General features: G+C 70.0%; 7 protein-coding genes, 2 pseudogenes and 1 riboswitch. Of the genes and pseudogenes, 7 read left to right on the forward strand and 2 right to left on the reverse strand.

Annotation, left to right across the window (positions count from 1 at the left end):
* Window positions 1-3 precede the first annotated feature (3 nt).
* Entirely contained in the window at window positions 4-480 is a 477-nt protein-coding gene (locus QH270_RS16705; protein WP_280343070.1) for a YbaK/EbsC family protein, read from the forward strand.
* Between the two features lie 27 nt (window positions 481-507).
* On the opposite strand, the gene QH270_RS16710 is transcribed toward QH270_RS16705, so the two are convergent.
* A complete protein-coding gene (locus QH270_RS16710) occupies window positions 508-1203 on the reverse strand; it encodes a TetR/AcrR family transcriptional regulator C-terminal domain-containing protein (protein WP_280343073.1) in 696 nt (231 codons plus the stop codon).
* A 54-nt stretch (window positions 1204-1257) separates the two neighbouring features.
* Between QH270_RS16710 and QH270_RS34690 the strand changes: the two are divergent.
* The 4 genes and pseudogenes from QH270_RS34690 to QH270_RS16725 form a co-directional block, all read left to right on the forward strand.
* A pseudogene (locus QH270_RS34690) lies at window positions 1258-1458 on the forward strand (DUF998 domain-containing protein); the annotation flags it as partial.
* Window positions 1459-1483: 25 nt separating this feature from the next.
* Window positions 1484-1909 (forward strand): annotated as a pseudogene (locus tag QH270_RS16715) (DUF998 domain-containing protein); the annotation flags it as partial.
* Window positions 1910-2002: 93 nt separating this feature from the next.
* Window positions 2003-2470 carry a flavin reductase family protein gene (locus tag QH270_RS16720; protein WP_280343102.1) on the forward strand — a complete coding sequence of 156 codons (468 nt, stop codon included), beginning with the start codon at window positions 2003-2005 and terminating at the stop codon, window positions 2468-2470.
* A 15-nt stretch (window positions 2471-2485) separates the two neighbouring features.
* A complete protein-coding gene (locus QH270_RS16725) occupies window positions 2486-2854 on the forward strand; it encodes a hypothetical protein (RefSeq protein ID WP_280343075.1) in 369 nt (122 codons plus the stop codon).
* A 47-nt stretch (window positions 2855-2901) separates the two neighbouring features.
* Here QH270_RS16725 and QH270_RS16730 read toward each other — a convergent pair whose 3' ends face one another.
* Entirely contained in the window at window positions 2902-4215 is a 1314-nt protein-coding gene (locus QH270_RS16730) for an aminotransferase class V-fold PLP-dependent enzyme (protein WP_280343078.1), read from the reverse strand.
* 44 nt (window positions 4216-4259) lie between these two features.
* A riboswitch (SAM riboswitch) is annotated at window positions 4260-4374 on the reverse strand.
* 296 nt (window positions 4375-4670) lie between these two features.
* Here QH270_RS16730 and QH270_RS16735 point away from each other — a divergent pair.
* Complete coding sequence (locus QH270_RS16735) at window positions 4671-5105, forward strand: MarR family winged helix-turn-helix transcriptional regulator (RefSeq protein WP_280343080.1); 435 nt, start codon at window positions 4671-4673, stop codon at window positions 5103-5105.
* Window positions 5106-5261: 156 nt separating this feature from the next.
* Window positions 5262-7257 (forward strand): non-ribosomal peptide synthetase (locus tag QH270_RS16740; protein WP_280343083.1); only part of this gene is annotated, 1996 nt, incomplete at its 3' end.

Below are 7257 nucleotides of genomic sequence, written 5' to 3' on the forward strand. Positions count from 1 at the left end.
TTCATGCGCAGGTCGTCTCTTCCGGCGGTCGCATGCCGCGTCGCCGACACGCTCATCGCCCGCGGGCATCACGGCGTCATCGTCTGCCCCGAGACGCCCGCGTCCACCGCCGCCGATGCCGCCCGCGCGCTCGGCGCCCACCCGACCGCGATCACCACCTCCCAGGTCTTCCTGCTCGACAACGATCCGGTGCTATTACTGGTCGCCGACCATCACACCGTCGATCTGGGCCGCACCGGCAAACGCCTGGAAGGCACCCTCCGGCCCGCCCCCGCCGAACTCGTCGAGAAGGTCACCGGCCAGCCGATCGACGGCACCGCACCGGTCGGCCACCCGACCAACCTGCCCACCTGGGTCGATACGGCCCTCTCCGAACACACGGAGGTCTGGGCGGCGGGCGGTCACCCGAACACGGTGTTCCGCACCAACTTCCGCGAGCTGGTGCGCATCACCGCCGGCCTGCCGATCCGAGTCGACTGAGCGCCCAGCGGTTTCCCACGCCGCGAATCACCGCGCGATGCCGTCGAGGAGCTGATCGAGACCGGTCTCGAATTGCCAACGCAGGTCGTCCTTGCGGGCGGCCTCGTGGACATAGCGCTGAAAAGTGGGGTAGCGACCGGTTTCGAGGAGCCAGCGCATCTGAGCGGCCAGACCCGCGCGGGCATCGGCGCCGGTGGCCCAACCGTTGCTGTCCATGAGTTCACGCAGACCGAGTTCGGACCCCGTCGCGCCGAGGGCGTAGGCGAAGACGGCGCGGCCCGCGGACATCGCCGCGTCGAGGTCGAGGCCGAGGTCGTGGTGCAGCGCCGACAGTGCGCGCTCGGTCAACGCCATCCGGTTCGGTGTCAGCTCGTAGGCCATCCGCGGCGCCGCCAGCCGTGTCAACCAGGGATGACGCAGAACCAGCTCTCGCACGGCGAGCGCCAGCTCGCGCAGGGTCGCGCGCCAGCCGGCTCCGGCCGGGAGGTCGATCTCGCCGTACGCGAGGTCGACCATCAGTTCCAGCACCTCGTCCTTGTTGGCCACGTGCCGGTACGCGGCCATGGGCGCCACGCCCAGCTCGGTGGCGAGGCGGCGCATGGTGATCGCGTCGAGCCCCTCGGCGTCGGCGACGGCGACAGCGGCCTCGGCGATACGCCATGCGGACAGCGCCTTGACCGGCTCCGCTTCGGCTTGCGACAGCCGCTCCCAGGGGAATGTCACGCGGTTCCCTTCCTCGTGCGTACTAAGTACACATCGCCGGTGTACGTTGAACACATGAGTGTACTTAGTACGCGCGCCTTGCTGACGGTGGGCGCGGCCGGACCTGTCGTCTTCGTCCTGACCTATCTCGCCAACGGCGCGGCGCGCCCCGGCTACGACTCCACCCACGACACCATCAGCACCCTGAGCCTCGCCCCCCACGGCTGGATCCAGGCCGCGAACTTCGTGGTCTACGGGGTTTCGACATGGTGTTTCGCGGTCGGCCTCCGCCGCACGGAGGCGCTGCGGACCTGGGGGTCAGGCAGCACTGTTCGTCGCCGGCGCCGGACTGATCCTGATCGGCTTCTTCCCCACCGATCCCGCCCTCGGCTTCCCCGCCGGAGCGCCGGCCACCGTCACCGGCATCGGCACCGTGCACAACATGGGCGCGCTGATCGTGTTTCTCGCTTTCCCGCTGGCCGCGTTCGCCGCCGTCACCAGGCCCTTCGGCTCCTGGGCGGCGTTCTCGATCGTCACCGGAGTGCTGTCCCTGGTCGCGGTCGGCGCGTTCTTCGCCGCGTTCGAAGGCACCGCCGAAGGCGGGACTTCATCGGCCGGATTCTTCGAGAGATTGCCCACCCTGTTCATCGGAGCGTGGCAGGTCGCGTTCACCCTCCGCGTTCTGGGCGGGAACCGGGCGATGGGCGCGGTTCCGGCGCGGGCGTAGGTTGGGGCCGTGGGTGAAGTGCGACGTACTCCGGCAGACCTGGTGGTGCCCGACGATCTGAGTGGGATCACCGCCGAGCAATATCGGGCATCGATGCGCCACTATCCGGCCGGTGTCACCGTCGTGACGATCGGCGCGGCGAGCGGCCCCGTCGGCTTCACGGCGACCTCGTTCGCCTCACTCTCCCTGGAACCGCCGCTGGTGTCGTTCAACATCGCGCACACCTCGTCGAGCATCGACGCCCTGCGTGCCGCCGACTCGGTCGTCATCCATTTCCTCGGCGAACACCAGCACGACCTCGCCCACCGCTTCTCCCGCACCGCCGCCGAACGCTTCACCGACCGCGCCCTCTGGACCACCCTCGACACCGGCGAGCCCGTCCTGCACGGCACCCCCATCTGGCTGCGCACCACCATCCACCAGCTCATCGACATCGGTGACCACACCCTCGCCGTGGGCCTGGTCACCCGAGTCCACGACGAAACCCAAGACTCCCCCTCCGCCGCCCCCCTCCTCTACTACAACGGCAGATACCACCGCCCCACCGCCCTCGACACCTGAACGGAGCACGTGCGAATGAGCGAATTCCGCGTCACCGGCGTATATCCCGTCAGCTTCGGACAGAACCCATTCGCGGTCGGATACGCGACAGGAACATTCGAGATCGGAGACCCCGTCGAGCTCCGCCGCTCGGGCGAGGTACTGACGCACGGCACGCTGAACGCGATGGTGATTCATCGATCACCGCGAGGCGAGTTCTCGTTCACCTTCTCGGACGATATCTCCCAGCAGGTTCGTACCGGTGACGTTATCCAGTCGATGGATATGACGGACTACCTCATCGCTACCCATGGCGGCACGGACCTCATCGAGTCCGCGCAGGACGCACGCCTCGGGCGAACCGTACGAGGCGAGTTGATCGATCCCGACTCAGCGGTCGACTGATACTTCAGCGGCCGCAACCTCGAGGTCACGGCCGCTCGCCAGGCGGCTCAGCCGATCAGGCAGGGGGCGGCGCCGAGGGCGTCGGGGGTGAGGGGGCGGGTTTCGGGGGTGGGGTTCCAGTGGGGGCCGGTGGCGGTGTAGGTCCAGGTGGGGCCTGAGGTGACGAGGCGGGTGATCGCGTCGATGAGGCGGTCCACGTCGGCGGCGGTGGTGCCGAGGCCGATGCTGGCGCGCAGGGCGGCGTCGAGGCCGAGGTGGGACAGGAGCGGGTGGGCGCAGAAGCGGCCGTCGCGGACGCCGATGGCGTGTTCGGCGGAGAGGTAGGCGGCGACCTGGCCGGGAGCGTAATCGGCGACGGTGAAACAGACGATGCCGACGGCATCGGGGCTGTCGGACCAGATGCGAACCAGCTCGACACCGGGCAGCGCCGAGAGCCCATCGCGCAGCCGGTCGGCCAGGAAGCGTTCGTGGGCAACGAGTTCGGCGGGATCGATGGCGGCGAGCGCGTCGCAGGCGGCGGCGATGGCGGCCGCGCCGAGCACATTCGGCGAGCCGGCCTCGTGCCGCTGCGGCGCCGCGGCCCAGTCGGCCTTGTCCACGCCGACCTCCCGCACCGCCCCGCCGCCGGCCAGGTAGGGCGCTCCCGCGTCGAGCCAATCCCGGCGCCCGACCAGCACACCGCTGCCGAACGGCGCGTACAGCTTGTGCCCGGAGAACGCGAGATAGTCGATCCCGCTCTCGCGCAGCGAGATCCGGCGGTGCGGGGCCAGCTGTGCCGCGTCGACGAGGATCCGCGCTCCGCACTGGTGCGCGATGGTGGCCAGCCGCTCCAGCGGCAGTACCTCACCGGTGACGTTCGAGGCGCCGGTCACCGCGAGCAAAGCCGCGGGCCTGCTGCACAATTCGCCGATGACGGCGCGAATGGTCTCCTCGACGGTGTCGGCGGCCCGCACGACCCGGCGCCCGTGCGCTGTCCACGGCAGGAAGTTCGCGTGATGCTCGATGTCGAGCACCACCGTCTCCCCCGGCACGCACCCGGCCAGCAGGTTCAGCGAATCGGTGGTGTTGCGGGTGAACACGACGACCTGGTCGTCGCAGGCGTCGAGGAACCGCGCCACCGAACCGCGCGAGGCCTCGTAGCACTCGGTGGAGATCCGCGAGGCGTACCCGGCGCCGCGATGCACGCTGGCGTAGTACGGCAGCAGCTGCGAGATCCGGTCGGTGACCTGCCGCAACGCCGGCGCACTCGCCGCGTAGTCGAAGTTGGCGTAGGTGCTGGTGCCGCCCTGGACGAGCGGTACGCGCAGGTCGGCGCCGGAGACGGCGGCCAGGGCACAGGTGGGGTCGATTACTGCGGTCATCACGAAATCCCGTCGGCTCAGGGACTCGATCTTCGAAAGAGGCGAGTCCGCGCTTGCCGCGCCCACTGCGGACGGCGGCCTGGTCGTCACCCGGAGCACCCCACCGCGGAGGAGGGTTGCCGACCAGCTAGCCGGGGCTTGACGCTGGTACTCGTGACCTGTGGACGAGAGTGACAGACGATCACCGAAGCTGTCAACCACCCTCGCCTCCAGCCGTGGCGACCACCCGAGTACACCGCCGCCGTGACCGGAGGAAAACCGCCGGCGCTGCCGCTCCAACCACACCTCGCGGCCGACCCCCGTATCCGCCACTGCCACAACGGGTTGGCAGCATTCCGACCGGGCTCGATTGCCACGAACTTGCCGAATCTTCGTGATGACCCCAACGATCGAGCGCATCCATGATGGATTCCCCAAATGATTGATCCGCTCAATCATTTGTTACAGTGGCCACCATGTCCACGAACCCGAACGCCGTCCGCGGCCTGCCGCGCTACCCGGTGTACGCGCTCGGACGGCTCACCAAGGCGCTGCACGCCGAGATCGATGTCCCGCTGCGCGATCACTGGGTGCTCACCTTCATCGCGGAGAACGCGGACCTGACCCAGAAGAAGGTCGGCGACGCGCTCGGCATCGACCGCAGCGAAGTCGTCCGGTTGATCGACGCGCTGGAACGCGGCGGCCTGGTCGAACGCACCCGCGACGGCAAGGACCGGCGGAAATACCGGCTGCGGATCACCGATGCCGGGCGCAAGCAGTGCAAGCGCACCGACCGCCTGATCGCCGACGCCACCGCGCGCGTGCTCGCGCGGCTCGACTCCGACGAACAGCGGCAGCTGCACCAGCTCGCCGTCACCGCGCTGGGCGAGACCCCGGAATCACCCTCGTGATCGGCGCCGACGGCACGCTCGACGCTGCCGTCCGGGCGCCCGCCTCCCGAGTACCGTTGGCATCTGGTGACCATCCTGTTTGCCCTCCGGTAACCCGACCGTGAAATGACTGACGACACCGATGGGGGTCAACCGATGAGAGGTGGACTGAGCACGATGCTCGAGCCACGCACTGAGGAACCGGCCAGGTTGCGTGATCCGCTGTTACGCGCCGACCTGGCCGCGCCGCCGCGCACCCTGGTCGACATCCTGACCAGCACCGCGCTGGCCCACCCCGACGCACCGGCCATCGACGACGGCACCGTCGTGCTCAGCTACCTGGAACTGATCGCGGCGATCGAGGCCAGGATGGTCGAGCTCACCGCGGCGGGCGTGCATCCCGGCGACCGGGTCGGCGTGCGGATGCCGTCGGGCTCGGCCGCGCTGTATGTCACCATCCTGGCGGTGCTGTACTGCGGCGCCGCGTACGTGCCCGTCGACGCCGACGACCCCGAGGAGCGCGCCCGGCTTGTCTTCGGCGAGGCCAGGGTGAGCGCCGTGGCCACCGCCGACGGCATCGAATCGGCCACCACCACCGCCGGTCGCCCGCCCACCTCCGACTGGAACACCCTGCCCGGCCCCGCCGACGACGCCTGGATCATCTTCACCTCCGGCTCCACCGGCACCCCGAAGGGTGTCGCGGTGACCCATCGCAATGCCGCCGCCTTCGTCGACGCCGAGGCCAACCTGTTCCTCCAGCGTGCCCCGATCGGCCCCGGCGACCGCGTGCTGGCCGGGCTGTCGGTGGCTTTCGACGCCTCGTGCGAGGAGATGTGGCTGGCCTGGCGCCACGGCGCCTGCCTGGTCCCCGCGCCGCGCGAGCTCGTCCGCACCGGCGCCGATCTCGGCCCCTGGCTGATGCGCCGTGAGATCAGCATCGTCTCCACCGTGCCGACCCTGGCCGCGACCTGGCCCGCCGAGGCGCTCGACTCGGTGCGGCTGTTGATCTTCGGCGGCGAAGCGGTCCCGCCGGAGCTGGCCGAACGCCTGGCCGGTGGCGCCGAACGCGAGGTGTGGAACACCTATGGCCCCACCGAGGCCACCGTCGTCGCCTGCGCCGCACTGCTCGACGGCACCATGCCGATCCGCATCGGCCTGCCGCTGGACGGCTGGGACCTCACCGTCGTCGACCCACAGGGCCAGCCGGTCCCGGTGGGCGAGACCGGGGAACTGGTGATCGGCGGCGTCGGTCTCGCCCGCTACCTTGACCCGGCCAAGGACGCCGAGAAGTACGCCCCGCTGCCCTCGCTCGGCTGGGAGCGCGCGTACCGCAGCGGCGATCTGGTGCGCAACGATCCCGACGGCCTGATCTTCCTCGGCCGCGCCGACGACCAGATCAAGATCGGCGGCCGCCGCATCGAACTCGGCGAGCTCGACAACGCGCTGCAGCACCTGCCCGGCGTCAGCGGCGCGGCCGCCGCGATCCGGACGACCAAGGCGGGCAACAAGATCCTGGTCGGCTACCTCACCGGCCCCGGACCCGACTACGACATCAAGAAGGCCAGAGAGATTCTGGCCGAACAGCTTCCGGCCCCGCTGGTGCCGCGCCTCGCGATCGTCGCCGACCTGCCGACCCGCACCTCGGGCAAGGTCGACCGCAACGCCCTGCCCTGGCCGCTACCAAGCACCGAGGAGCCCGCCGCATCCGGGCTCGGCGGCACCGCGGCCTGGGTCGCCGGGCTCTGGGACGCCATCCTGGGCGCCGAACCCACCGACCTCGACGCCGAGTTCTTCGATCTGGGCGGCGGCTCGCTCTCGGCCGCCCAGCTGGTCGGCGCGCTGCGCGAGCGGTATCCGCACGTCACCGTCGCCGATCTCTACGACCATCCGCGGCTCGGCTCGCTGGTCCAGTTGCTCGACGGCAGCGCTCCCGTCGCGGCCGTCGACACCCGGGTCGTCGCGCCGCCGCCCTTGCGCGCGCAGCTAACCCAGGGGCAGGGCACCCACCCCCACACCACCCCACACCCCCCGCAAAAGGTCACCATGATGAAGCGTCTACCTCTCGCCGCTGTGATCGTCGGTATTGCGGCCGTCCTGATTGTGCTCATCACGGTACTGACAGGCGGCGCCGAGGAATCCGGGCCCGCGCCCGATACGCACACCCCTGGTGCCG

Source organism: Nocardia neocaledoniensis, assembly GCF_029868625.1.
Taxonomy (GTDB): domain Bacteria; phylum Actinomycetota; class Actinomycetes; order Mycobacteriales; family Mycobacteriaceae; genus Nocardia; species Nocardia neocaledoniensis_A.